The 24,862-nt window shown below is 72.4% G+C and carries 19 protein-coding genes and 1 tRNA gene; 11 read left to right on the top strand and 9 right to left on the bottom strand.

The genetic code is table 11. From position 1 onward, the window contains the following. Window positions 1-78: 78 nt before the first annotated feature. The 3 genes from NAMU_RS24390 (at window position 79) to pip (ending at window position 2,690) form a co-directional block, all read left to right on the top strand. Window positions 79-1,293: an AI-2E family transporter gene (locus NAMU_RS24390; RefSeq protein ID WP_138180457.1), complete on the top strand. Its 1,215-nt coding sequence runs from the start codon at window positions 79-81 to the stop codon at window positions 1,291-1,293. Between the two features lie 81 nt (window positions 1,294-1,374). Continuing rightward, window positions 1,375-1,749 carry a VOC family protein gene (locus NAMU_RS24385; RefSeq protein WP_015750000.1) on the top strand — a complete coding sequence of 125 codons (375 nt, stop codon included), beginning with the start codon at window positions 1,375-1,377 and terminating at the stop codon, window positions 1,747-1,749. Between the two features lie 2 nt (window positions 1,750-1,751). Next, the gene (gene pip, locus NAMU_RS24380; protein WP_015749999.1) at window positions 1,752-2,690 is read left to right on the top strand and encodes a prolyl aminopeptidase; all 939 of its coding nucleotides are present in this window, start codon (window positions 1,752-1,754) and stop codon (window positions 2,688-2,690) included. 35 nt (window positions 2,691-2,725) lie between these two features. Here the strand turns inward: pip and NAMU_RS28705 are convergent, their stop codons facing one another. Both NAMU_RS28705 and NAMU_RS24370 read right to left on the bottom strand, forming a co-directional pair. Beyond that, window positions 2,726-4,960: a bifunctional alpha,alpha-trehalose-phosphate synthase (UDP-forming)/trehalose-phosphatase gene (locus NAMU_RS28705; protein ID WP_015749998.1), complete on the bottom strand. Its 2,235-nt coding sequence runs from the start codon at window positions 4,958-4,960 to the stop codon at window positions 2,726-2,728. Window positions 4,961-5,312: 352 nt separating this feature from the next. Beyond that, window positions 5,313-5,885, bottom strand: a complete 573-nt coding sequence (locus NAMU_RS24370; protein ID WP_015749997.1) for a peptide deformylase — start codon at window positions 5,883-5,885, stop codon at window positions 5,313-5,315. A 183-nt stretch (window positions 5,886-6,068) separates the two neighbouring features. Between NAMU_RS24370 and efeU the strand changes: the two genes are divergently transcribed. The 5 genes from efeU (at window position 6,069) to NAMU_RS24345 (ending at window position 13,586) form a co-directional block, all read left to right on the top strand. After that, window positions 6,069-7,808, top strand: a complete 1,740-nt coding sequence (gene efeU / locus NAMU_RS30705) for an iron uptake transporter permease EfeU (RefSeq protein WP_015749996.1) — start codon at window positions 6,069-6,071, stop codon at window positions 7,806-7,808. Between the two features lie 117 nt (window positions 7,809-7,925). After that, window positions 7,926-9,182, top strand: coding sequence for an iron uptake system protein EfeO (gene efeO, locus NAMU_RS24360; RefSeq protein WP_015749995.1), 1,257 nt, complete (start codon window positions 7,926-7,928; stop codon window positions 9,180-9,182). Between the two features lie 22 nt (window positions 9,183-9,204). Then, window positions 9,205-10,530 carry an iron uptake transporter deferrochelatase/peroxidase subunit gene (gene efeB, locus NAMU_RS24355; RefSeq protein ID WP_015749994.1) on the top strand — a complete coding sequence of 442 codons (1,326 nt, stop codon included), beginning with the start codon at window positions 9,205-9,207 and terminating at the stop codon, window positions 10,528-10,530. Window positions 10,531-10,890: 360 nt separating this feature from the next. Further along, window positions 10,891-11,409 (top strand): helix-turn-helix domain-containing protein, encoded by a 519-nt coding sequence (locus NAMU_RS24350; protein ID WP_015749993.1) that lies wholly within the window; start codon window positions 10,891-10,893, stop codon window positions 11,407-11,409. A 365-nt stretch (window positions 11,410-11,774) separates the two neighbouring features. Further along, window positions 11,775-13,586 carry a VanW family protein gene (locus NAMU_RS24345; RefSeq protein WP_052308071.1) on the top strand — a complete coding sequence of 604 codons (1,812 nt, stop codon included), beginning with the start codon at window positions 11,775-11,777 and terminating at the stop codon, window positions 13,584-13,586. Between the two features lie 52 nt (window positions 13,587-13,638). Here NAMU_RS24345 and NAMU_RS24340 read toward each other — a convergent pair whose 3' ends face one another. Further along, on the bottom strand, window positions 13,639-15,210 hold the full coding sequence (locus NAMU_RS24340) for a gamma-glutamyltransferase family protein (protein ID WP_015749991.1): 1,572 nt from the start codon (window positions 15,208-15,210) through the stop codon (window positions 13,639-13,641). A gap of 173 nt (window positions 15,211-15,383) precedes the next feature. On the opposite strand from NAMU_RS24340, the gene NAMU_RS24335 reads away from it, so the two are divergent. The 3 genes from NAMU_RS24335 to NAMU_RS24325 all read left to right on the top strand — a co-directional run bounded on the left by NAMU_RS24335 (window position 15,384) and on the right by NAMU_RS24325 (window position 16,777). Then, on the top strand, window positions 15,384-16,295 hold the full coding sequence (locus NAMU_RS24335) for a zinc metalloprotease (protein WP_015749990.1): 912 nt from the start codon (window positions 15,384-15,386) through the stop codon (window positions 16,293-16,295). A 44-nt stretch (window positions 16,296-16,339) separates the two neighbouring features. Further along, the gene (locus NAMU_RS24330) at window positions 16,340-16,648 is read left to right on the top strand and encodes a hypothetical protein (RefSeq protein ID WP_015749989.1); all 309 of its coding nucleotides are present in this window, start codon (window positions 16,340-16,342) and stop codon (window positions 16,646-16,648) included. Window positions 16,649-16,701: 53 nt separating this feature from the next. After that, window positions 16,702-16,777, top strand: a tRNA-Thr gene (locus NAMU_RS24325). Between the two features lie 23 nt (window positions 16,778-16,800). On the opposite strand, the gene NAMU_RS24320 is transcribed toward NAMU_RS24325, so the two are convergent. From NAMU_RS24320 to NAMU_RS24295, 6 genes are all read right to left on the bottom strand, one after another. Next, complete coding sequence (locus tag NAMU_RS24320; protein ID WP_015749988.1) at window positions 16,801-19,494, bottom strand: hypothetical protein; 2,694 nt, start codon at window positions 19,492-19,494, stop codon at window positions 16,801-16,803. 191 nt (window positions 19,495-19,685) lie between these two features. Beyond that, window positions 19,686-21,116, bottom strand: coding sequence for an ankyrin repeat domain-containing protein (locus NAMU_RS24315; RefSeq protein WP_015749987.1), 1,431 nt, complete (start codon window positions 21,114-21,116; stop codon window positions 19,686-19,688). A 147-nt stretch (window positions 21,117-21,263) separates the two neighbouring features. Continuing rightward, window positions 21,264-22,190 carry a cation diffusion facilitator family transporter gene (locus NAMU_RS24310; RefSeq protein WP_015749986.1) on the bottom strand — a complete coding sequence of 309 codons (927 nt, stop codon included), beginning with the start codon at window positions 22,188-22,190 and terminating at the stop codon, window positions 21,264-21,266. A gap of 140 nt (window positions 22,191-22,330) precedes the next feature. Continuing rightward, the gene (locus NAMU_RS24305) at window positions 22,331-23,407 is read right to left on the bottom strand and encodes an NADH:flavin oxidoreductase/NADH oxidase (protein ID WP_015749985.1); all 1,077 of its coding nucleotides are present in this window, start codon (window positions 23,405-23,407) and stop codon (window positions 22,331-22,333) included. A 5-nt stretch (window positions 23,408-23,412) separates the two neighbouring features. Continuing rightward, window positions 23,413-24,405, bottom strand: coding sequence for an amidohydrolase family protein (locus tag NAMU_RS24300; protein ID WP_015749984.1), 993 nt, complete (start codon window positions 24,403-24,405; stop codon window positions 23,413-23,415). Next, complete coding sequence (locus NAMU_RS24295) at window positions 24,402-24,830, bottom strand: cupin domain-containing protein (RefSeq protein ID WP_015749983.1); 429 nt, start codon at window positions 24,828-24,830, stop codon at window positions 24,402-24,404. Before NAMU_RS24295 ends, NAMU_RS24300 begins: the two co-directional genes overlap by 4 nt. Window positions 24,831-24,862 lie beyond the last annotated feature (32 nt).

The raw sequence follows: 24,862 nt of genomic DNA, 5'->3' as shown, positions 1-24,862 counted from the left end.
CTGAGCCTGCGCTCGCCGGTGGCCCGGACAGGGCAGGCTGATGCCCGATGGCACCCCTGCGACGGGCGGACGGACGACATGGCGCACGCACGACGGAACGACGAACCACCGGCCGACGCCGCGGCCCCACCGGCCGATGCGGCGGCGGGCCGCCCGGCGGATCCGGCCCCGGCCGCCCGGCCCGGCCGGTTCGGGGGATTGCCGCGCGGCTTGGTCATCGTGCTGGTGACGGCCGCGATCGTAGTCGTCGTGGCCGGCATGCGGGCGATCCCGAACATCATCGGCCCGGTGTTCCTGGCCCTGGTGCTGACCATCCTGGTCGACCCGATCCGCGGGGCCCTGGTGCGCCGGCGCGCGCCGCAGTGGGTGGCCACCGGGGCGGCATTCCTGACCGCGCTGTTCATCATCGTCGGCCTGGTGGTGGCGACCGTGCTGGGCATCGTCGCGTTCGTCGCGCTGATCCCGCAGTACTCCGCGCAGTGGTCGCAGGCGCTGGCCGGGCTGCAGTCGTGGTTGGCCGGGCTGGGCCTGAGCGAGGCGGACATCCAGTCGGCCCTGTCCAGCCTGGACCCGAGCACGATCGCCGGCTTCGCCCAGTCGCTGCTATCCGGCCTGAGCAGCGCGCTGTCGGTGCTGCTGCTGGCGATGGTGCTGCTGATCTTCCTGGCCGTCGATGCCGCGGTGTTCCCGGCCCGGATGGCCAAGCTGCGCTCCGGGCACGAGGTCGCCCTGGACGGGCTGCGCACGATTGCCGCGAACACCCGGCAGTACTTCTGGGTGGCCAGCGTGTTCGGCGGGATCGTCGCCGTGCTGGACACCGCGGCGCTGTACCTGCTGGGCATTCCCGCCGCGTTCGTCTGGGGCCTGCTGGCCTTCGTCACCAACTACATCCCCAACGTGGGGTTCATCATCAGCCTGATCCCGCCGGCCATCCTGGGCCTGCTGCAGGGCGGTCCAGGCCTGGCGATCGCCGTCGTGGTGATCTACTGCGGGCTCAACTTCGTCATCCAGTCGGTGCTGCAGCCCAAGTTCGTCGGCGACGCCGTCGGGCTGACCACCACGGTGAGCTTCCTGTCGCTGATCGTCTGGACCTACATTCTCGGGCCGCTCGGCGCGATCCTGGCCATCCCGGCCAGCCTGCTGGTCAAGGGCATGCTGGTGGACATCGATCCGCAGGCGCACTGGCTGCAGCTGTTCTTCGGCGACACCGCCCCACCCCGCGCCGCCGACCGCCCCACCCCCGACCGTGCCTCGGCTGTTGATCATGGACAGAGTGCCGCTTCGGAGGACTGAAAACGGCAATCTGTCCATGATCAACTCTGGGTAGGGGTCGGAAGGGGGCCGCTGTCAGACCCCGGTGGCAGAGTGCGGGTCATGATCGATCACTTCGGGTTGCAGTCCGATGACCTGGCCGCGGCGACGGCCTGGTACGACGCGTTCTTCGCCCCGCTGGGATACGGCCGGGTCATGGATTACGGGGTGGCCGTCGGCTACGGCCCGTCTGAGCATCCGTATTTCTGGCTGAGCGAGGCGACCGATCCCGGCGGCCGGCAGTCGCACGTCGCGTTCACCGCGGGCAGCCGCGAGGTCGTCGACGAGGTGCACCGGGTCGCCGTCGGGTTGGGCCGGGAGATCCTGCACGCACCGCGGGTCTGGCCGGAGTACCACCCGAACTACTACGGCGTGTTCGTCCGCGACCCGGACGGCAACAACGTCGAGGCCGTCTGCCATCGGCCGCCGGCCGACTGACCGTGAGCACGCCGATCGAGCCGTACGCGACCGGTCTGCTGCCGGCCGCGCACGGTGCGCAGCTGTACTGGGAGTGCTCGGGGAACCCGCGTGGCCGGCCGGCCCTGTTCCTGCACGGCGGCCCGGGCGCGCCGATGTCCGGCGGATACCGGCGGCGGTTCGACCCGGACCGCTGGCGTGTGGTGTACCTGGACCAGCGCGGATGCGGACGTAGCCGGCCGCTGGCCCACCAGGACCTGGCCTCGCTGGCCGGCAACACCACCGACCAACTGATCCAGGACATCGAAACGTTGCGGGTCCACCTGGGCATCGACCGCTGGCTGGTGGTCGGCGGGTCGTGGGGCGTCACCCTGGCCCTGGCCTACGCGCAGCGGCACCCCGACCGGGTGTCCGGGCTGGTCCTGGCCGCGGTCACCACGGGCGGCCGGGAGTACCTGGAATGGATCACCGAGTCGATGCGGCACGTGTTCCCGCGGGAGTGGGACGAGTTCGCCGCCGCATCCGGGCGACGGCCCGGCCAGCGGGTCCTGGACGCCTACCGGGAGCGGATCACCGACCCCGACCCGGAGGTGCGGGCGGCCGCGGCGGCGGCCTGGTGCGCCTGGGAGGACGTGCACGTTTCGCTGGCCCCGGACTGGGCCCCGTCCGCGGCGTTCGCCGACCCGCAGTTCCGCGCCCAGTTCGCCACCCTGGTCATCCACTACTGGGCCAACGACTGCTTCCTGCCCCCGGACGGCGTGCTCGGCGCGATGGCCACGATCACCGACCTGCCCGGCGTGCTGATCCACGGCCGGTACGACGTCAGCGGCCCGCTGTCGGCGGCCTGGGAACTGCACCGGCGCTGGCCGGCCAGCCGCCTGGTGGTGCTGGCCGACAGCGGGCACAGCGGGGCGTCGATGACCGACGAGCTGACCGCCGCCATCGCCGGGTTCGACCCGTGACGGCGGCGGGGCCGGCCGACCGGCCGGTTGTTCGGTCAGGACGCGGGGGGCTGCTGGTCCTTGGCCACCGGTCCGGACGTGCCCGCGGCGTGCTGGGAGCGCTTCTTGATCACCCGGCGCCGGCTGTCGGCGAGCACGTTGAGCACGTCGGCGACCCGGCCCGGATCGGCGATCCGGGCGTCGGCCACCGTCCGGCCGGGGCCGACCTTGATGCCGACGTCCCCGTCCTCCAGCACGCCGAACGCGTTCTCGTCGGTGATGTCGTCGCCGATGAAGACGGTGGCCGTGCAGTGGTTCGCCTTCATCAGGGCCTTGAGCGCGCGGCCCTTGTTGGTGGTCACCACGGTCAGCTCGAGGACCTTCTTGCCGCGCAGCAGGTGCACGCCCGGCCAGGTCGCCGGGTTCTCCTCGACCGAGGCGGTGACGGCGGCCGCGTCCTGGGCGTCCATGCCGCGCAGGTGCACGGCGATCCCGGTCGGCTTGAGCTCCAGGCGGACCTTGGGGTATTCGGCCGTGATCTGCTGCAGCTCCAACCGCAGCCGGCCCAGTCGCTTGGCGTCGTCCGGGCTGAGCAGCGAGGTCTCTTCGCGGTCCTCGGCCGAGGTCTCGGCGCCGTGGCTGCCGACCAGATGGATCCGCTCGGCCGGGCCGAGCAGCATCTCCAGGTCGGACAGCGCCCGGCCGGAGACCACCGCGACCACGGTGCCGGGGGTGGCCGTCATGGTTTGCAGGGCTTCCATCGACTCCGGCAGCGGCCGGGCGGTGGCCGGGTCGTCGACGATCGGCGCGAGGCAGCCGTCGAAGTCGGTGGCCACCAGCAGCCGCTGGGTCTCGGCGATCTGGTGCAGCTTGGCCACCACCTCGCTGGGCAGCCGGTGCATCGCGTCGGCCAGGTGATCGCGGGTGTGCTCCAGAGCCGACAGGAAGGCCGCGGCCCACCGATCGACGTCATGGGTCAGCACCTGGCGGCGCAGCGAGCGCATCCGCCGGCGGGCCTCCACCGATGGCATGGTCAGCGCCTCCCGCAGATGCCGCTTGACCCCGTCGGTGTCGTACGGGTTGACCAGCAGGCCGGCCCGCAACTCCTTGGCCGCACCGGTGAACTCCGAGAGCAGCAGCACACCGCCGCCGTCGACCCGGCAGGCCACGTACTCCTTGGCGACCAGGTTCATTCCGTCCCGGAACGGCGTCACCGTCATCACATCGGCGGCCACGTAGAACGCAGCCAGCTCCTCGCGGGGCAGCGACTGGTGCAGGTAGTGCACGGCCGGCCGGCCGATCCGGCCGTAGTCGCCGTTGAGGGCGCCGACCTGCTGCTCGATCTGCTCACGCATCCGCCGGTAGGAGCCCAGCCGCTCCCGGCTGGGGGTGGCGATCTGCACCATGACGGCGTCCTGGACCGCCGGGTCGTCCTCCTTGAGCAGCTCGCCGAATGCGCGCAGCCGCACGTCGATGCCCTTGGTGTAGTCCAGCCGGTCGACGCCCAGGATGATCTTCTTGGGGTCGCCCAGATCCGCCCGCAGAGCCTTGGCCGCCTCGTGCACCTTGGGGGTGGCGGCCAGCGCGGACTGCGCGGCCGAGTCGATGGCGATCGGGTAGGCGGCGGCCCGGATCTGCCGGCCCTCGTGCTCGATGGTGCCGCCGGTGGTGACGGCGCCGGTCAGCGACTTGGCCAGGCGGGCGAAGTTGCGGGCGCCGCCGGGGAGCTGGAAGCCGATGAGGTCCGCGCCCAGCAGCCCGTTGATGATCTGCACCCGCCACGGCAGCCGCATGAACAGCTCGACCGGCGGGAACGGGATGTGCAAAAAGAAGCCGATCCGCACGTCCGGGCGCAGCCGCCGCAGGAACTGCGGCACCAGCTGCAGCTGGTAGTCGTGCACCCAGACGGTGGCGCCGGGGGCGGCCAGATCGGCGGCGGCCTGGGCGAACCGCTCGTTGACCTTCTGGTAGGCCTCCCACCATTCGCGGTGGAATCGCGATTCGACGACGGCGTCGTGGTAGAGCGGCCACAGGGTCTCGTTGGAGAACCCCTCGTAGTAGTTGTCGACCTCGTCCGCGGTCAGGGTGACCGGGTGCAGGCTCAGCCCGTCGGTGGACGTCGGCTCCAGCTCGACGTCGGGGGAGCCCGGCCAGCCGATCCACGCGCCCTGCCGCCGGGACAAGATGGGGGCCAGCGCGGTGACCAGCCCGCCGGGGGCCTGCCGGGCGCGGGTGCTGCCGTCGGGCAGCTTCTCGATGTCGAAGGGCAGCCGGTTGGCGACCACGACCATCTGGGCCTGGGCGCTGCTCAGTGCCTCGCCGTCGTCCAGGCCCTCGTCGCCGTCCGGGCCTTCGTCTCGGGACCCGTTCGCGCGGTCGGCGCCGTGGGCGTGCCCGTTGCGGGCACTCGCGTCGCGGCGTTCCTCGCTCAGGTCGTCGGCCGCGGTGGGTGCGCTCACCGGCCGCTCCGGGCCGCGGGGATGTGCAGGATCGGGCCGGACGTCACGGGGGAGGTCAAGGTGTTCACGGTCTGCACAGTTCCCACCCTATCCACCCTTGTTCACGCCATCGGTGGGCGGATGGTCACATGCTTGTCGGAGCGAGGATCCGGGACCGGCCGGCACTCGGCCGGTCTCCGGGCGGTCAGTGCCCGAACGGATCGGGGTCCTTGCCCGGCATCCAGGTCAGCCCGGGGACGCCCCACCCGTTCTCGCGCACCGCCTTGAAGGCCCGCTTCTGGTTCTTGCCGATCAGCCGGTCGATGTAGAGGTGGCCGTCCAGGTGGTCGGTCTCGTGCTGCAGGCAGCGGGCGAAGAAACCGGTGCCTTCCACCTCGATCGGTTCGCCATCGGAGTCGAAGCCCTTCACCCGGGCCCAGTCGGCCCGACCGGTGGGGAAGTTCTCGCCGGGCACGGACAGGCAACCCTCGGAGTCGTCATCCGGATCGGGCATGTTCGTCGGGATCGGCGAGGTCTCGATCGTCGGATTGATGATGTAGCCGCGCCGCCGTGATCCCTGGTCGGGGCAGTCGTAGATGAACAACCGCCGGTCGTCGCCGATCTGGTTGGCCGCCAGGCCCGCGCCGTGCGCGGCCTCGTTGGTCTCGAACATGTCCTGGATCAGCGTGTTGAGCTCGGGCGTGCCGAACTCGGTGACCGGGCGGGTCGGCCGGTGCAACACCGGCTCGCCGCAGATCACGATGGGGCGGATGGTCATCGGAACAGCGTACGAAATGACGCGGCGAAGATCGCACGGCCGGATTGGGACCTTTGACCCGTGCGGTATTCCCGGGAATCGGATGTAAGGTGCCTGGCTAGGGCAGGCTAACCAAATGGCTCGGCCCGGGTGCTGGTCGCGACGCGGCCGGGCCAGTCGGTGGGCCCGAGTCAGGAGGTGGGCATGCTTGCGACGTTCGTCATCGGTCTGCGCGAAGGACTCGAGGCTGCCCTGATCGTCGGCATCATCGCGGCCTTCCTCAAGCAGAGTAATCGGGCCGACACGATCCGTCAGATGTGGATCGGCGTGGGCATCGCCGTCGCCATCTGCCTCGGGGTCGGCGTCCTGCTGCAGCTGCTGCGCTCGGAGTTGCCGCAGCAGCAGCAGGAGATGCTCGAGTGCGTCGTCGCCGGCATCGCCGTGCTGATGATCACGTACATGATCCTGTGGATGCGCAAGCATTCCCGGGACCTGCGCAGCAGCCTGCAGGGCGCGGCCGGCAGCGCGCTGGCCCGGGGTTCGGCGGGCGCGCTGATCGTCATGGCCTTCCTGGCCGTGTTCCGGGAAGGCTTCGAGACCGCGGTCTTCCTGCTGGCGGCCTTCCAGTCCGCGATCTCGCCCATCCAGGCCGGGATCGGCGTCGTGCTCGGCGTGGCCGTCGCGGTCGTCCTGGGCTACCTGGTCTACCGCGGCGGGATCAAGCTGAACCTGTCCCGGTTCTTCCGCATCACCGGCGCCGTGCTGGTGCTGGTCGCCGCCGGTCTGGTGATGAGCACCCTGCGGGCCGCCTACGAGGCCGGCTGGCTGACCGTGGGCCAGCAGCAGGCGCTGGACCTGACCGCGCTGGCCCGGCCGGGTTCGGTGCAGGAGTCGCTGCTGACCGGCATGCTCGGCATCCGCTCGACGTTGCCGGTGGTCGAGGTCATCGCCTACCTGCTGTACGCCGTGCCGATGCTGCTGGTCGTGCTGTGGCCGCCCAAGCGCACGCCCGCGCCCCGTGCGCTGGGCAAGATCCTTCTCGGTTCGGCCGCCGCCGCCCTGGTCGTGGCCGGCGGGCTGGCCCTGGCCGCGCCGTCGGTGCCCGCCCCGCGGACCGACGTGCAGGGACCCTTCACGCTGGTCGAGGCGGGCGGCTCGGCGACCGGCACGGCCACCGTGCAGGCGGCGTTCGATGCCCTGGGCGGCGGGTCGGCCGGCACCCCGGCGACGCTGTCGGTCCAGGTCGGCGGCGTCAGCACCAGCGGCTCCAGCGTGCTCACGGCCACCGGACACGCCGCGGTCGTGCTGGCGAACGGGACCTCGGTGACGGCCACCACTTTCGCCGGCACCCCGCTGAGCTCGACACCCGATCCGGCCGCCGCCGGCCTGTCCACCACCCTGACGGCCGATCAGTTGGCCGCGCTCAACGGCGGGCGGTTGCCCGTCGGCATCCGCTCAGGGACCAGCGGCACCACCTACACCGCGTCCTACACCGACACCGTGACGCCCACGGTCACCGCCGATGCCGAGTCGGGCATCGTCGTCGGGGTCGACGTCCGGCTGGTCCGCACCGTGCAGGTGGCCGTGGCCGACCGAGCTCCGGTCCAGGTCGGGGCGATCGGAGACACCACGCTAAGCACGCCGCCCGCGGCGCTCGCCCCGGCCCTGGCCCAGGTGGCCGAGTTCGAACACAGCCGGGACATCAACCAGGTCGTCGGCCGGGTCATCCCGGGGCTGCTGGTGGCCTTCGCCCTGGTGCTGCTGGCGTTCGGGCTGCCCAAGCTGCTCGCCCGGCCCCGCGGGCCGTCAGCGACCATCCCCGCGACCACTCCTGCGACCACCCCCGCGACGCAACCACCGGTCGACCGGTCACCGCAGGCCGCGACGCCGGCCGACCGCCCCCAGCAGTCGCTGGCCGGATCCGTTCCACCGCGCCGTCCCTAGCCGCACCGGTCCGGCGGCGCACCGGGCCCAGCCCACCTGATCACCACCGACCCCTGTCGATCACTGTCGATCGGCCTGTCCGTCCTGACCCCTGTCCATGACCTTTCGGGAGAACCCATGTCCATCCGGACCCGCCGGCTCTGGCCGGCCGCGCTGCTCACGGCCGGTGCCCTGACCCTGACCGCGTGCGGCTCCGGGACCACGACCGCGTCGTCCGGCGGCACGACGACCGCGTCGGCCTCCGATGCGGCGGCCACCGGTTCGGCGGCGTCGGGCTCGGCGTCAGTCTCCGGATCGGCCCAGCCCGGCCAGGTCACCGTCACCGTCACCGACGCGGACGGCTGCGTGGCCAGCCCGAACAGCGTGCCGGCCGGGCAGGTGACCTTCGTGGTCACCAACGTCGACGCCGTGGGCGTCACCGAGGTCGAACTGGTCGCCGATCAGCGCATCGTCGGCGAGCGGGAGAACCTGGCGCCCGGTTTCGACAGCACGTTCTCGGCCCGCCTGGACGGCGGCACCTTCGAGATCTACTGCCCGGGGGCCAGCACCGAGCGCAGCACGTTCACGGTGACCGGGCAGGCGGCCGCCCAGGACTCCGACCTGGCCGCACTGCTGGACCAGGCGACCAAGGACTACGCCGCCTACGTCGACGACCAGATCACGTTCCTGCTGGTCCCGGTGCAGGAGATGGCCGCCGCGATCCACGCCGGCGACGTGGCCGCCGCGCAGGCCGCCTACATCAAGGCCCGGCCGTTCTACGAGCGCATCGAGCCGGTCGCCGAGTCCTTCCCGGACCTGGACCCGGCCATCGACCTGCGCGTCGGTGACGTCGAGCAGGGCACCACCTGGACCGGTTTCCACCCGATCGAGCAGGGCCTGTTCGAGCGGCAGAGCACCGAGGGGCTGGGCGACCTGGCCGACCAGCTGATCGTCGACATCACCAGCCTGCAGACCCAGGCGCAGAAGCTGTCGGCGGCGACCAACGCCGGCACCGACGGTGGCTACCAGGCCTTCGAGGTCGCCAACGGCGCGGCCACCCTGCTGGACGAGGTGCTGGCCTCGAAGATCACCGGCGAGGAGGAGGCGTACTCCAAGATCGACCTGCTGGACTTCGAGGCCAACGTGGAAGGATCGTTGCAGGCGTTCGCGACGCTCAAGCCGGCCCTGAACCAGATCGACCCGACGATCGTGCCGCAGATCTCGGCGGCCTTCGACGCGCTGACCACCAAGCTGGCCACGTACAAGGACCCGACCTCGCCCAGCGGGTGGGTCTCCTACGACAAGCTGACCGACGCCGACAAGAAGGCGCTGGTCGCCGCGCTGCTGGTGGTGCAGGAGCCGCTGTCGGCAGTCGCGCAGAAGATCACCAACTAGGACACGGACGGGCGAGACAGGCATGACCGAGCAGGGCACCTCACGTCGGCGGTTCTTCACCGGGGCCGCCGGCCTGGGCGTGGCCGCCGGCGTCGGGGTCGGCGTCGGGGTGGCGACCGGGTACGGCATCCGGGCTGCGACCGAGGCCAACGCCGCGTCGACCGACCCCGGCTCGACCGGCGCAGCCTCGACCGACCCCGATGCGCAGGCCAACGCGATCGTCCCGTTCTACGGAGCGCGGCAGGCCGGGATCGTCACCCCGCAGCAGGAGCGGCTGATGTTCGCCGCCTTCGACGTGAGCACCACCGACGTCGAGGAACTCAAGCGGATGCTCGGCCGGTGGGCGGCGATGGCCGCGCGGATGACGCAGGGCAAGCAGGTCAGCGACTCGCCGACCAAGCCGGCCCAGCCGCCGTTCGACACCGGCGAGGCGATGGATCTGGGCGCGCACTCGCTGACCATCACCGTCGGCTTCGGCCCCAGCCTGTTCGACGACCGCTTCGGGCTGGCCGACCGGATGCCGCCCGAGCTGACCGCCTTCGGCACCATTCCCGGTGACGCGGTGATGCGGGCCGAGCTGTCCGACGGCGACCTGTGCGTGCAGGCCTGCGCGGACGATCCCCAGGTGGTCTTCCACGCCATCCGCAACCTGGCCCGGGCGGCCCGCGGCACCGCCACCCTGCGCTGGTCGCAGCTGGGCTTCGGGCGGGCGTCCTCGACCGGGTCGCAGCAGGTCACCCCGCGCAACCTGATGGGCTTCAAGGACGGCACCCGCAACGTGCGGGCCGACGACACCGCGACCCTGGACGCGCACGTGTGGGTGGGCGCGAACGGCGCGTCCCTGGCCCCCGAGCACGAGTGGATGCGGGGCGGCTCCTACCTGGTCGCCCGCAAGATCCGGATGGAGATCGAGTCCTGGGACACCGATCCCCTGGAGGACCAGGAGAAGATCTTCGCCCGGTTCAAGGACACTGGGGCGCCGCTGACCGGGGGTGACGAGTTCACCGCGCCCGACTACGCCAAGCTCGGCGACAACGGTCAGCCGGTGATCGACATCGACGCCCACATCCGGCTGGCCTCGCCGGAGCAGAACAACGGCCTGACCATCCTGCGTCGCGGCTACAACTACACCGACGGCCAGGACCCGGCCACCGGCAAGCTCGCCGCCGGCCTGTTCTTCATCGCCTACCAGCGGGACCCGCAGACCCAGTTCAAGGTGCTGCAGACCCGGCTGGGCAAGAGCGATCTGCTCAACGAGTACATCGCCCACATCGGCGGCGGCCTGTGGGGCTGCCCGCCGGGAGTCAGCGCGCCGGGCGACTGGTTCGGCAAGTCTCTTTTCACCTGATCGAGACGGCGATGCCACCGTTAGTGGCGTCCCTGCGCACTGGGGGCACACCCCGATGGGTGAATACCTGAGCCGATGACCCCGTCGAGGCGGCCAATTCTGCAGTCGACCCTTGTTTTCGACCACCAAGCCGACCATCCTTGTGATGGACGGTTCACACGGATGGGCCAAAAGGGTGTATCGGCAGTTACTCTGTGGTAGAAATGATGAGACGACGTGCCGATCTCGCATTTGTGTAGCCCATTTGGTCCACCGGATGCCTACACAGAACGTGAAGCAACACGGAGAGTGACGCCTCGTTGTCGTGGTTTTGGCGGGGGCCGTCCGTGTCCGCCGCATCGATCGACCAGAGGAGTCCCGGTGTCGCAGGCTTACGATTCACGGTCGCAGCAGGCCTTCGCCGCTGCGGTGTGCCGCGTGATGCGTGAGTCGCGCCGCCGGCAGAAGCTCACCCAAGCCGAGGTCGCGCAGCGCACCAACGGCCTGGTCAGCAAGGCCGCGCTGGCCAACTACGAGACCGGGCACCGGTCCCTGCGGGTCGACGTGCTCTGGGTGATCGCCGGTGCCCTGGGCGAGGACCTGGGCACCCTGCTGTCCGCCGCGGAGCGCAACGTCGCCACCCGCCCCTCGCCGTTCGGCACCGGATCCATCGCCGTCGACGTGCAAGAGGTCATGGCCAGCTCCGACCCCCGGCTCGCGGTGGTCAAGCGGTGGTTCGAGCTGCGGGCCAACTCGTCCTCGACCATGACGCTGGACGACGGCGCGATCCACGCGCTGGCCGCCCTGATGAACGTGCGCCCCGACGAGTGCCGGCGGCTGCTGATGACCAGCAGCCGCAGCGCCCGGCCGCAGACCGCCACCGTCGCCACCGGATCCTGACCCGGCGGCCCCGCGGTCCGGCCGTGACCGGCCGCCGCGTCCGATAGTGCACCGGTCCAATAGTGCACCGGTCCGATCAATGCACCGGTCCGACACTGCACGGGTCCGATCAATGCACCGGGTCGCAGTGACCCGTTCGGGTGAAGCTGTGATCCTGGCCCATCCACTGCCTATTCCTGGGCGTCCATGAGACCGTGGCCCTGACGGGCCCGTCCCCGCTCCCCGCGGCCGGCGCATCAGGAAGGACACCCACCAGCAGTGATCGAGCGTTCGGCATGACAGACGAGTCCACCGCCCCGCCCGCGTCGTCCGCCCCATCGACCCCATCGACCCCACCGGCCTCATCGAACGAGTCAGCGGACACGGTGGCCCTGCCCGTCGCGGCCGCCCCGGCGCCCGAGAACGGCTCCGGCGTCGATTCCGCCCGCCGCAACAAGATCATCGCCAGCGTGGTCGGCGGCGTCGTCGCGGTGCTCGCCGCGGTCTACCTGGTGGATCTGCTGATGACCTCCGGCACGATCGAGCGCAACACCTCGGTCGCCGGGGTCGCGGTCGGCGGCCTGACCCCGGAACAAGCCGCTGCGGCGCTGACCGAGCAGGCCCTGCCGGAGTACTCGGCGCCCGTCGTGGTCGACGTGCACGGGGTGGCCACCCAGATCGACCCGACCCAGGCCGGGCTGAGCACCGATGTGGCCGCCACCGTCCAGGCGTTGGGCACCCGGTCGGCGAACCCGTTCGTCCGGCTCTCTTCGTTCTTCACCTCCATCGAGCAGCCGCTCACCGACGGCGTCGACGAGACGGCGCTGACCGCGGTCGTGCAGGGCATCGCCACCAGCACCGACCTGGCGCCGGTCGAGGGATCGGTCGCCATCGACAACGGCCAGGTGACCACGGTGCAGCCGGTCATCGGCCGCAGCCTCGACGTGGCCGGATCGGTCGAATCGATCTCCGCGGCCTGGATCTCCGGCGGCCCCGGCGGCCTCGGCGGGCTGGTCCTGCCGGTGTCCGCCGCGCCGGTCCGCGCCTCGGTCGAGGGCACCGAGCGGGCCGCGGCCCAGGCCGCCACCATCGTCTCCGCGCCGCTGACCCTGACCGGTGGCGGCGCGACCGTCGAGGTCGGGGCCGTCGAGCTCGGTGCGGCCACCACCATCACCCCGGACAGCGCCGACGGCTTCGTCGTGGCCGTCGACCCCGCGGCCGTGCTGGACGCGGTGCGGCCGGCGGTCGAGGCCACCCAGAGCGCGCCGGTGGACGCCAAGGTCGTCATCCGGGACGGGGCGCCGGTCGTCGAACCGAGCGCGGCGGGCCGCGCACTGGACGCGGCGGCCACCGAGGCCGCGGTGGCCGCGGCCGTCACCACCCCGAACCGCACCGTGGAGCTGGCCTACCAGCTCAGCGACCCGGCGTTCAGCACCGAGCAGGCCAACGCGCTGGGCATCAAGGAGGTCATCGGCGAGTTCACCACCGGCGGCTTCGCCGCCGCGTCCGGTGAGAACATCCGGGTGGTCGCCGAGAAGGTCAACGGGGCCCTGGTGATGCCGGGGGCCACCTTCGGTCTGAACGAGTTCACCGGTCCGCGCGGGACCGAACAGGGCTACGTCCCGGCCGCGATCATCCAGGAGGGCGCGCTGTCCACCGCCGTCGGCGGTGGGATCAGCCAGTTCGCGACGACCACCTACAACGCCGCGTACTTCGCCGGGATGGGCGATGTCACCCACACCCCGCATTCCTTCTACATCAGCCGGTACCCGGCCGGTCGCGAGGCGACCGTCTTCGACGGCGAGATCGAGCTGGCCTTCTCCAACGACTACGACACCGGGGTGCTGATCGAGACGATTTGGACCCCGTCCGACATCACCGTGCGGCTCTGGGGCACCAAGCACGTCCAGGTCGAGTCGGTCAGCTCAGACCGGTTCAACTACACCTCGGCGCCGGTGATCGTGAAGCCGTACGGCACCGCCTGCACCCCCTCCGGCGGCAGTACCGGGTTCAGCATTGTCAACACCCGGATCATCAAGGACCTGGCCGGCAACGAGATCCGCCGGGAGGACTTCACCACGGTCTACAACGGTCAGCAGAACGTGATCTGCTCGCCGGCTCCGGCCGCCGCCAGCACCGCGCCGGCGACGATGGACGCGGCCGCCGCCCCGGCGGCCGAGGTGCCGGCCGGCGGCTGATCGGCGTTCCTGGAGGCGGAGCGGTGTGCCGGCCGGGGGGCCCGGCGCCGGCTCAGGCGCGGCCCGCGGCCAGGGAACCGGCCGCCCGCGGGTCGGCCGCGCCGGCCCACTCCCCGTCCAGCGCTCGGATGATGGCGTGCGCATGGCCGGCCGGGCCGGCGCCGGCCCGCACGGCGTGACCGCGGGCGGCCAGGCCCTCGGCCCATGCCGCCGGGGCGCCCTGCTCCAGCGAGATCACGTCGTCGTCGGTGGTCCAGGAGTCGAAGCCGCCGTCGCCGAGGAACCAGCGGGCCGCCGCCACCGCCTGCCCCGGGCTCTGCCCGCCGGGCAGCAGCCGGGCCAGCAGCTGCAGCACGATCTGCGGCTGGCTGTCGCCGCCCATGGTGCCGAGCACGGCCCGTAGATCGCCGGTCGGGCCGGTGACCAGGGCCGGGGCCAGCGTGTGCGGGGGACGCCGGCCGGGCCCGTACTCGGCCGGGTGACCGGGTTCCAGGGAAAAGCCCAGGCCGCGGTTCTGCAGGAAGACCCCGGTGCCGGGCACGACCAGGTGGGCACCCCAGCCGGCCGCGTTCGAGTTGATCAGCGAGACCCCCATGCCATCGCCGTCGACGGCGCACAGGTAGGTCGTGCCGCCGGCCGCGCCCGGGGCGGCGGGGCCGGTCCGGCGTTGCGGGTCGATCGCCGACCGGCGTGGGGCCAGCCGCCCCTCGGCGACCAGGGCGGCCCCGTCGGCGTGCTCGTGCAACTGGGCCGGCCGGTCGTATCCGGCCCAGCGGGCTGCCTCGGCCAGCAGGTGGGGCCAGCCGGGATCGGCCGGGTCGTCGGGCAGGGGCAGCCCGTCGGCGATCCAGGCCGCGGCCGGGATGAGATACCCCTGCGAGGGCGGCGGGGTCGTCCACACCCGGTGCCCCCAGGCGGCGGCCGAGATCGGCTCCACCCACCGGGCCACCTGACGGGCCAGGTCGGTGTCGGTGAACAACCCCGCGCCCAGCTCGATCAGACCGGCGCCGAACCGGCCGCCGTAGAAACCGGCCCGGCCGTCGGCGGCGATCGCGTCCAGGGTGGCGGCGACCATCCGCCGGCGGACCCGGTCGCCGGCGGTCAGCCCGCCCGGCCGGGCGTAGTCGTCGGCGCCGGGCGTGCCGGCGATCCGCACGGCGGCCGCGGCCAGCGACGGGGAGACGGCGAAGCCGTCCGCGGCCAGCTCCCGGGCCGGGGCCAGCAGCTCGGGCAGAGGCAACCGGCCGAACCGTCGATGCAGCGCCAGCCAGCCGTCGACGCACCCGGGAACGGTGACCACCCGGATGTCCCCACGCCGCGGCAGCTGCCGGTGGCCCTGCGCCCGTAGGACGGCTGGGTCGGCGCCCGAACCGGCCGGGCCCACGGCGGCCAGGGCCCGTGGCGGCCCGGTGCCGTCGTGGACCAGCGCGAACAGGTCGCCGCCGAGCCCGCACAGGTGCTGGGCGGTGACGGTCAGCACCGCGTTGGTGGCGATCGCGGCATCCACCGCGGTGCCGCCGCGGTCCAGCACGGCGACCCCGGCCGCCGACGCCCGGGCGTCGACCGAGCAGACCAGACCGTGCGGCGCGCGCACGGTGCCGTCGCTGTCGGACCGGGATGGCATCGTTCGACGGTAGCGGTCGGTCCGGCGGGGTACTCGTCAGGAGCTGGCGGCCGAACGGGTGAGTTGGCCGGTTTTGTCATGAATTCGGGTATTCGGTGCCACGCCGGCCCATCCTTCTGGGTGGACAGCCACACCCGCGTCGCCGAGGCCGGGTCGTTCGAGGGGAGCACGTCATGGCGCGCAGTTGCGGTGCGGTGCAGAACTACTTTCGGCAGGTCGACCTGTTCCCGCAGCTGCGGGTCAACCAGGCTCAGCTGGAGAGCCAGACCCGGGCGCTGCGCCAGGGGGCTCCGTCGGACTACCCGACGGACATCCCGGTCGTCGTGCACGTGCTCGACCACTCGGACGCGACCACCATCAGCGACGCGCAGGTCGCCTCGCAGATCGAGGTGCTCAACGAGGACTACGCGGGGACCAACGCCGATCTGAGCAAGGTGCCGGCCCCGTTCGCCCAGTTGGTCGGCCGGCCCGGCCTGTCGTTCCATCTGGCTACCCAGGACCCGGCCGGTCAGCCGACCACCGGCATCACCCGGACCCGCACGGCCGCGGTCGACTTCGGCGTGGACGACACCATGAAGAAGCGTTCGTCCGGCGGCGCGGACGCCTGGGACACCACGCGCTACCTGAACCTGTGGGTCTGTGGACTGCGCGGCGGTGTCCTGGGCTACGCGCAGTTCCCGGGGGGTGACCCGGCCACCGACGGCGTCGTCATCGCCACGGCCGCCTTCGGCCGTCGGGGCTCGGCGAAGGCCCCGTTCGACCTGGGGCGCACCGCCACCCACGAGATCGGCCACTACCTGAATCTGTCCCACATCTGGGGCGAGGCCCGGGTCCCGACCTGTGACGACACGGACTTCGTCGGCGACACCCCGAATCAGCTCGGCCCCAACTCCGGCAAGCCGCGCTTCCCCAAGGTCTCGTGCCCGGCCGCGCCGAACGGGGACATGTTCATGAACTACATGGACTACGTCGACGACGACAGCATGTTCATGTTCAGCCAGCAGCAGGTCGAGCGGATGCACGCGGCCCTGCAACTGTCCCGCTCCGGTCTGGGCGCCGGCCTGCCGGTTCCCACCGCCGGCTGAGCGACCCCGGGCTGGTCGGGCCGCCGGCGGGCCATAATCGGGGGGTGAAGCCGTTCGTCGACCGGGTCTGGATGCGTTCGCACGAAGAGGAACGCGGGGACGTCCGGGTCTACCGCCCGGACGATTACCCGTTCCCGCCGGCCCGGGGCCGCGAGGGCCTGAGCTTTCACCGGGACGGCCAACTGGACTATCTGGTGCCCGGCCGTGGCGATCGCCCGATGGCCGAGCCCGGCACCTGGCAGGCCGATCCGGCCGACCCGGATCGGCTGACCGCGCAGGTGGCCGGCCAGACCATCGGCCTGCAGGTGCGGTCGGTCAGCGATGACGTGCTGCGCCTGACCTGGAGTTCGTAAGCCCCGGCCCGCGCCGGATAGGCTGGCCAGCGCGCCGGCCCCGGCCGGCGCAGGCCGCCGTGGCGCAATTGGTAGCGCACCCGACTTGTAATCGGGCGGTTAGGGGTTCAAGTCCCCTCGGCGGCTCCAGCCACTGGTGGTCGGCCGGCCGATCAGTACAGGGCGGGTTCCTTGGCCAGCTCGAAGTGCATAAAGTCCTGGTTGGCCGTGCCCAGCCAGGTCAGCCCGCCGGCGTCGGACCCGGTCAGCGCGGCGACCAGGGCCGGCGGCAGGTTGACGAAGCCGTGGGCGGCGACCGAGCCGGCGGTGCCCTCGGTCTTGGCCGCCACCCGGGCACCCTTCTTGCCGAACGAGGTGCGGTAGGCGGTGCCGACGGTCTGCAGGATCTCGATCGCGGCGGCCAGCCCGGCCGGGGGTGCGGGCTTGACCGGCTTCTTTCCCTTGCCCGGGGAGGTCGCCGGCAGATCCTTGCCCTCGGGCCACACCGCCTCCCGCAGGGCGGTCGCCCGATCGGCGGCCTTGCCCTGCTTGACCGCGGCGACCAGGCTCGCGCCGACCCCGGTGGCCAGGGCCGGCAGCTTGGCCGCGCTGCGGCCGTCGTTGGCCAGCCGCAGCAGGACGGGGGCAATGGTGGTGTCGCTGGACATGGCGGCCACGTACTCCCGGCTGACCCGGCGCAGGTCGGTGGCCACCGTCTGCACCTGGTCCGCGGACTTGCCGGCGGTGCTGGCGGATCGGGGATTCGTCCCGGTCACCGCCGCCACCGCGGCCAAGCCGGCGCCCTTGCCGATGTTCGGGTTCCGGGCCGCGTCGAGGTCGATGGCCCAGCCGAAGCTGTGGTCGGACAGTTTGTGCCGGGCGTTCTGGTTCGGCCGGATGACCGTGCTCCACATCTTTTTGACCGCGGCGGTGATCGCGTCCTTCTCGTCCTTGGGCAGCAGGGCCAGGTGCTTGGTGAGGTGGGCATCGGCCCGGACCAGCGCGGCCTGCAGGTGGGGATGCACGACGGTCGATCCGGAATAGCCGGCGAACGTGGGGGTGACCAGGCTGCCGTAGTAGGCGTTGGCCCGTTCGATCGCCACCCGGGGACCGTCGACCAGGCCGCCGAACTTCACGATGACGGCGATCCGGACCTTCTCCCAGGACTTGTCGGTGGTCAGGCCGAGCACGGTGGAGGACACCAGCGACTTCTCGGTGGCGAGCTCGGCCGCGCGATCCAGGGGCTTGGCCGGGGCGGTCACCGCCGCCCCGGATGCCGCACTGGGCAGCAGGGCGGTCAGCAGCCCGGCCAGGATCGCCCGTCGCCGTTCCTCGGCCTTTTTCGGCCTCTTCTTGGCGGCCTTGTCGGCCACCGGGTCGTCCACCGTCGCCAGATCGGCGACCACGGCCGGGCTCCAGAGCGCGTCGTACAGGGGCAGCATCGGGTTGCCCGCCTTGAGCCGCTTACGCGGATCCTTGGCTCCGGCGATCAGCTGCATGGTCAACATCCCCGGGATGTCGGCGGCATTCGCGGTGCCGACGAACGGCGCCGCGGCGGCCAGCAGTGACGTGTGGATGCGGTCGGTGGCCTCGGCGATCAGCTGATCCGGGGTCTTGGCGGGCGCCTGCTCGGCCGGCTTGTCGGGCACGCGGGACACCGTCACTGGCCGGACGGGGGTGGCGTCGACCGCGACCCGCTGGGGCAGCAGGTCGACGGCGCGCTTGAGGTGGTCGCCGTAGCGCAGGATCCGCATGTGCACGCCCTTGGCGCGATCGGCCGAGCGGAAGATCTCCAGGTTGCCGCGCCAGGCGTCGTGGACGGGTGCGCCCGGGCCGCCGACCAGCTGCCGGACCTGCCGCTGGTGGAACCACGTCGTGATGTTCTGGTCGAGTTGCTCGGACTGCGGCTTGTAGGTGCTGCCGCCGTGCACGTTGAACAGCCGGAAGCCCTGCCTGGTCACGTAGTCCAGCATCGCTTCCAGGACGGCGGCCGATGATGCGGCCCGCGGCCCGGCCTCACCGCGGGCGGCGTCCGCGTCCTGCTCGGCGCCACCCTCCCGGATCGCCGTCAGGTCGGCCAGCTCGCCGTCGAGCCGATCCTTGACGTAGGCCCAGATCTTCTCCACGAAACCGGCGCCCGGGTACATGGTGTCGAACAGGAACAAGGCCTGCAGCTTCTTCGGGCCCAGGGGGCCGGACAGCATGGTGGAGATCGGGTTGTCCGCGCCGCTGTGTCCCGACAAGACCACCGGACCGGGGGTGGGTGCGGTCTTGGCCGTCCAGGCCCCGAGCGCGCCCAACCGGTCGAAGGTGGATCGGATGTAGCTGTCGGCGTCGAACGCGCGGGCCGACCCCGCGCCGAAGTCGGACTTGCCGACGCCCTGCGGCAGGATCGCCACCATCGGCCGGCCGGCCGCGGCCAGTTGGGCCCCGATGCGGTACTCGTCGATGTCGTCGGCCTGGGCGCCGTCGGTGTCGGACTTGCCGCCCAGGTACCCGCCCGGTCCGCCGGCGGGATGCCCGTGCAGGTGCAGCAGCACGTCGATCGGGCCACCGCCCGGCGGCAGCGACGCGGGCAGGTAGACGATCGCGCGATCGGTGGCCGCGCCAGGGATGCCCGTGACCGGGATCCGGCGGACCGCGTTGGCCGTCGCCGCGTCGGTGGTGGTCGACTCGGCCTTGTTGCCCGATCCCGGCAGGGCGTCGTCCCACCCGCCGACCCGCATGACGGACACCGTCGCGCGATTGCCGACGGTGCGCTGCAGGGCCAGCACGCGGTGCGGCGGACCGGGCGTACGGGCGGGCGCCGGCTCCCCGGTGGCGTTCCGCTCGGGACCCCGGGTGACCGGATGGTGCAGCCGGCTCATCGTTCGACGGTAACGGCCGAACACCGCGCCGGACCTGCCCTTTCGGGCAGCAGCCTGGGCAGAATGTCCGATTCGGTGCACCCCGGGGTCCACCGACTTGCCTCAAACGCACCGCTGGTGACGCCGCAGCGGTGCGTCTGAGGCAAGTCGGCGAGGGGGTGAGGGGTGGGGTGGGCGGGCAGGGGGCTGAGTCAGCCGGCGGCGGCGGCGCGGTCGGTCAGCCAGCCGGCCAGCTCCCGGTGCCCGGCGTGGGCGGCCCAGCCGGCCGGGGTGGCGCCGAACCGGCGTTCGGTCACCGTCGGGTCGGCGCCGTGGTCGATCAGCCACCGGCACATCGCCGCGTCGCCGCGCAACGCCGCCTCGTGCAGGGCGGTGACGTGGCCCGCGCCGGGGGTGTCGACGTGGTAGCCGAGCGCGAGCAGCCGGGCCAGTGCGGCGATGTCGTGCTGCTCGGCGGCCAGCCGCATCGCGTCCGGCCGGCGGGTGGGCAGGTCGGTGATCGGGTCCGGCGGCCCGGTCGGGGCCAGCGAATCGTCTCCGGACAGGGCCGCGGCCAGCAGCAGGTCGGTGGCGTCGAGCCGGTCGCTGCGCCCGCCGGCCGCGGCCAGCAGCGCCGCCGCGGTGGGGTGCCCGAACCGGACGGCGACCTCGTAGGCGGTCGCGTCACCCAGGATCGGGTGGTAGCCGCGGGTGGTGGGGTCCACGCCGTGGGCGAGCAGGAGGCGGACCCGCTCGTCGAACCCGTGCTGGGCGGCGGTGCGCAGGTGCTCGCCGACCATCTGTTCCGGTGACGGGTAGGCCGCGCCGAGCCGGTCCCGCCAGGGCGAGGGCCGGGGCTGCCCGGCGCCGTGCCGCAGCAGCGGCCCGAGATGGTCGTTGTCCGGGCGGAACTGGCGGTTGTAGAAGGCCTGGTTGTCGTTCGGGTCGGCGCCGGCGGCCAGCAGCAGCTCGGCCAGCTCGACCGCCTGCGGGTGTGGCGGCTCGTCCCGCTCGCCGCCGCCGAGCACCCCGGTCAGCGCGGTGAACGGCGACGGCAGGCCCTGCCACAGGAAGCCACTGTTCGGGTTGGCTCCGGCGGCCAGCAGCACCCGGGCGGCGCCGACCGGGTCGCCCAGGCCCAGGCGGGAGTAGCACAGGTACAGCAGCGGGGGCCAGCGGTGCGGTCCGGCCTCGCGGGTCGCGGCCGCCGGATCCCGGGCCATCCGGTCGGCCAGCTCCACGGCCCGGCCGCAGGCGGCGAGCGTCGCCGCCGATCGGCCGGCCAGGGACGGATCCGCGGCGAGCTGGTCGCGGGCCCGGCCGGCGGCGGAGGGCTCGGTGTAGCTCAGGCAGGCCGTGCGCAGGAAGCGGTCGAGCGGGTCGTCGGCGTCGGCGGTGGCGTCCATCGCCCTGGTCAGGTCGGCCCGGACGCGCACGTGCTGCACCAGGCGGGGCCAGCTGGCGAAACCGTAGGAGAGGGCCAGTACCCGCTGGGCCCGGGCGAGGGTGATCTCGCTTCCGCCGAACGGTGCGAGCGCGGCCGGGTCGCCGGCCGCGGCCGCGCGGCGCAGCTCTTTGGCCTGCCGGCGCAGCTGATCCAGGTCGGGATGGTCCGGCAGCTCGGTGGGCACGTCGTCGGGCATGGGTCCTCCTTCGCAGGTCCCGATGTCCGCGGATCGGGGCGAAAGAGGGTCGGACCACGAAGAGGAGGAGCTCAGGTGGGCTCTGCCCTGCCCGCGGACCGGTGGCGCCCTGCCGCGCCGACCCCGACGGTACCCGCGGGCGCCGGCTCAGGCGTGCGCGCCGTGCTCGTGCTGCTGGTGGCCGGCCGGTTCGAGCTGGAAGGTCGAATGCTCGATGCTGACCGGGAAGTGCTCGGCCACGCAGGCCTGCAACTGGTCCAGCATCTGCGGCACATGCCCGTCCTGGAAGCAGGAGTCGTCGACGACGACGTGCGCGGTGAGCACCGGCAGCCCGGTCGCCACCTGGGAGGCATGCAGGTCGTGCACGGCCAGCACGTGATCCAGCTCGAGCATGTGCTCGCGGACCTCGGCCAGGTCCAGGCCGCGCGGGGTGCTCTCCAGCAGCACGGAGGTGGTCTCCCGGAGCAGGGTGACCGTCCGCGGCAGGATCAGCACGGCGATGAAGATCGAGACGATCGCGTCGGCCCGTTCGAAGCCGGTGGTGGCGATCACGATGGCCGCGACGATGACGGCCAGCGAGCCGAGGGCGTCGTTGAGCACCTCCAGGAACGCGGCCCGCATGTTGAAGTTGGCCCCGCGTCCCCCGGACAGCACCAGCAGTGAGACCAGGTTGGCCACCAGGCCGACCACGCCGAAGACCAGCATGATGCCGGACGCGACCTCGGGCGGTTCGAACAGCCGCTGGATGCCCTCGACGAGGATGAACGTGCCCACGGCCAGCAGGATCGCGGCCTGCAGGGTCGCGGCCAGCACCTCGGCCCGCAGGAAACCCCAGGTCCGCCGGTCGGTCGGACCCCGGCGGGCCAGCTGAGCGGCGATCAGCGCGATCACCAGGCCGGCCGCGTCGGTGAGCATGTGCCCGGCATCGGCCAGCAGGGCCAACGAGCCGGAGATGACCGCGCCGATGACCTCGACGACCAGCACCACCGAGGTCAGGCCCAGCGCGATGGCCAGCCGGGTCCGGTGGTCGCCGCCGCCCGCCGGGCCGTGGCTGTGCCCGTGCCCCCCGCTCACCGCGGGTCACCGAACCAGGACAGCATCACGATCATCACACCGGAATGGTACAGGCTCCGCTGAATCGTGACGGGATGCCGGCGCGGCCGTCCACTCGATGGAAGACCCGCCGGGGCGCTGAGCGCCGGAACGGGCCGGGTTCAGCCGCGCCAGACCCCACGCCGGTACTGCGGGGGATAGGGCGCGTCCGCGGCGGCCACCCCCAGCTCGTGCGCGGCCCGCAACGGCCAGGCCGGTTCCCGCAGCGCCGCCCGGGCCAGGTAGACCACGTCGGCCGAACCCTCGTGCAGGATCTGCTGGGCCTGGGCCGGTTCGGTGATCAGGCCGACCGCGCCGGTGGGCATCTCGGCCTTGGTGCGCACGTCGCGGGCGTACGGCACCTGGTAACCGGGCCCGACGGTGATCCGCTGGGCCGGGTCCAGCCCGCCGGTGGACACGTCGAGCAGGTCGACCCCGCGATCCCGCAGGATCCGGGCCAGATCGGCGCTCTCGGCCGCGGTCCAGCCGCCCTCGATCCAGTCGGTCGCCGAGATCCGCACCACCAGCGGCTTTGCGGCCGGCCAGGCGGCGCGGACGGCGTCGACCACCTCGAGGGTGAACCGGATCCGGTTCTCGAACGACCCGCCGTAGGCGTCGGTCCGGTGATTGGTGACGGGCGAGAGGAACTGGTGCAGCAGGTAGCCGTGGGCGCCGTGCAGCTCGATCACGTCGAACCCGGCCGCGTCGGCCCGGCGGGCGGCGGCGGCGAACGCGGTCACCGTGGCAGCGATCTCCTGCGGGCTCATGGCCACCGGGGCCGGATGCTCGCCGTGACCGATCGCCGACGGGGCCTGCGTGACCCAGCCGCCGTCGGCGATCGGGACGGACCCCTCACCCCGCCAGGGTGCGTACATCGAGGCCTTGCGGCCGGCGTGGGCCAGTTGCACCCCGGCCGCCGCGCCCTGCGCGTGCAGGAATTCGACGATCGGCCGCCAGGCCGCGGCCTGCTCGTCGTTCCACAGGCCGGTGTCCTGCGGGCTGATCCGCCCCTGCGGCACCACCGCGGTCGCCTCGGTCATCACCAGGCCGAAGCCGCCGACCGCCCGGGACCCCAGGTGGACCAGGTGCCAATCGTTGGGCATCCCGTCGTCGGCGCTGTACTGGCACATCGGGGAGAGCCAGATCCGGTTGCGAAAGGTGATCTGTCGCAGGGTGATCGGGTCGAACAGCGAGGTCATGGGATTCACCGGGCCGGGGTCAGGCCGAGGAACGCCCGGCCGCTGGCCGCCAGCGTGGCGGCGGGCAGGCCGTTGTCCACGGCGAAGGCGACGGGATGGGGTTGGGCCATGTCGAACGGGTAGTCGCTGCCGGCCACGATCCGGCCATCGCCGGCCTGTGCGACCAGCAGATCCAGTGCGTCCGGGTCATGCGTGACGGTGTCCAGGAACAGCTCCCGGAAGCCCTCGCGGGGTCCGCGCTTGGCCGACCGGGCGACGTCGGCCCGGCGGGTGAAGGCGTGCTCCCACCGGCCGAGCAGGGCGGGGGCGCTGCCCCCGCCGTGCACGAAGCAGATGCGCAGCAGCGGGAGCTCCTCGGCCAGGCCGGACAGCAGCAGCGAGGCCACCGCGGTGGCCGTCTCGGTCGGGTTGCCGATCAGGTTGGCCAGGTAGTACGACGACCATTCCGGCCGGGGCAGCTGCATCGGGTGCACGAGCACGGCCAGGTCGAGCTCGGCGGCGCCGACCACCACCTCGCGAAGGACCCCGCGGTCCAGCGAGTCGCCGCGCAGCAGCGGCGGGATGGCCACCCCGGCGATGCCGGGCGTGACGGCCAACGTGGCCAGCTCCTCGCGGACCCGGTCCGGGTCGTGCAGCCCGACCAGTCCGAGACCGGCCAGCGCGCCGTCGGATTCGCCGACCACGGCGGCCAGCGACTCGTTGAAGGAGGCGACGTAGTCACCCGCGTCGGCCCCCGCGCCGGCGTCGCCCACCGGGAAGGCGAATGGCGGCGCGGAGAGCACCCGCACCCCGACCCGGGCACGGCGCATGTCGTCCCGGATGGCCGGCACGTCGCTCAGCGCGGTCGCCGCGATGGACAGCGGCACCTCGCCCAGATGCAGCTCGCCGGCCCGGTCGGTCAGCGCGCCGTACGGTGCGCCGGGCGGCAACGTGAACAGCTCCCGGGGCAACCAGTGCGCGTGCACGTCGACCACTCCGCCGGCCACCGCGGTGATCACGACAGGTCCAGCGGGGCGTTGTCGCCGTCCAGATGCTCGACGGTGGTGAAGATCAGCTCACCGGCGCCGACGTTCTCGATGTCGTGCAGCAGGAACTCGCCGGGACCGAAGTGGAAGTAGCGGGTCTCGCCGGCGGCGTAGCTGACCTCGCGGGTGGTGCCGTCGAAGGTGTGCTGGCGGCTGGTGCCGGGGGTGACCGCGGTCCAGAAATAGTCCAGCACGTGCCGGTGCGCGTGCCAGCGCTCGCCCGGCGCCAGCCGGATCTCCCAGACCCGGGCCCGCGGCGTTTCGGCCAGCAGGCGGGATCCGACATGCCCGTCGTGCGAATGGGTCTCGAACTCGGCCCGGAGCTCCGGGGTCCACCCGGCGAAATCGGTGCCGATCAGCGTGCCGGCCAGCGGCAGGTCGGCCAGGAAGGTGCTCATCGTGAGATCTCCTTGTGGGGGAACGGGTTTCA

Source organism: Nakamurella multipartita DSM 44233 (assembly GCF_000024365.1).
GTDB classification, from domain to species: Bacteria; Actinomycetota; Actinomycetes; order Mycobacteriales; family Nakamurellaceae; genus Nakamurella; species Nakamurella multipartita.
Note: the sequence above shows the minus strand (reverse complement) of the source record. Positions and strands in the feature narration are given on the sequence as shown.